The sequence below is a fragment of the Paenibacillus sp. VCA1 genome, from assembly GCF_031583795.1.
GTDB lineage: Bacteria > Bacillota > Bacilli > Paenibacillales > Paenibacillaceae > Paenibacillus_AQ > Paenibacillus_AQ albilobatus.
Map to the genome: position 1 here is coordinate 1 of NZ_JAVLSX010000039.1, position 672 is coordinate 672.

The 672-nt window shown below is 45.5% G+C and carries 1 protein-coding gene; it reads right to left on the reverse strand.

Features of this window, described 5'->3' with window-relative positions:
* Positions 1–102: 102 nt before the first annotated feature.
* The coding region (locus RJP21_RS31020; RefSeq protein WP_310862617.1) for an RNA-guided endonuclease InsQ/TnpB family protein at positions 103–672 on the reverse strand (570 nt) is incomplete at its 5' end.

A 672-nucleotide genomic window follows, 5' to 3' on the forward strand; every position in this document is an offset into this window, starting at 1 on the left:
GGGATTCTTGGGTGGTAGTCGGTCGTGCATTTCTGCTAACCGTAGTTCCCCCAAGTTCAGGGCTGTCTCATCAGCCCGTCCTAAGACAGTGCATATAGCATCTTAGGCTGACAGACTGTTACCATCTGCCACAGGTTGATTCATGATATTGATCGCTCCAACCCGATCACGATGAGCGTGGAATCCGCATGAGCATTCGTACCTTCTGTCTTTTGCCTTGTTCTTCTCCCCACAGGCAGGACAAGATTGCGAAGTGTAGGCAGGATCTACCTCCACAACCTTAATGCCGACAAGGTTTGCTTTGTAGGAGATGAATTGCCCAAGCTGATAGAATGTCCAGTTATGCAGGTTCTTTGCGTTTTTGCGGCTTGTTCTTGCCGTCTTGCGAATATTCTCTAGTCGTTCAAGCTTGATGATGGACACACCTTCCTGAATGGCTGTATCGACAATTTGCCGACTCATCTTATGGTTTTGATCTTTCATCCAACGTTGCTCTTTATTACCTAGCTTGCGAATGGCAGACAATTTTTTCAGTTTTCCTAATTTACGCCTACGTTGCTCATGCTTTCTTCGTATGTACTTGTTTTGTCTGCCGTTTCCAAAGAATCGGGTTTTACCTGTAGAAGTTACAGAAACAGCAGGAACTTTTAAACCCAGATCAATCCCCATGAT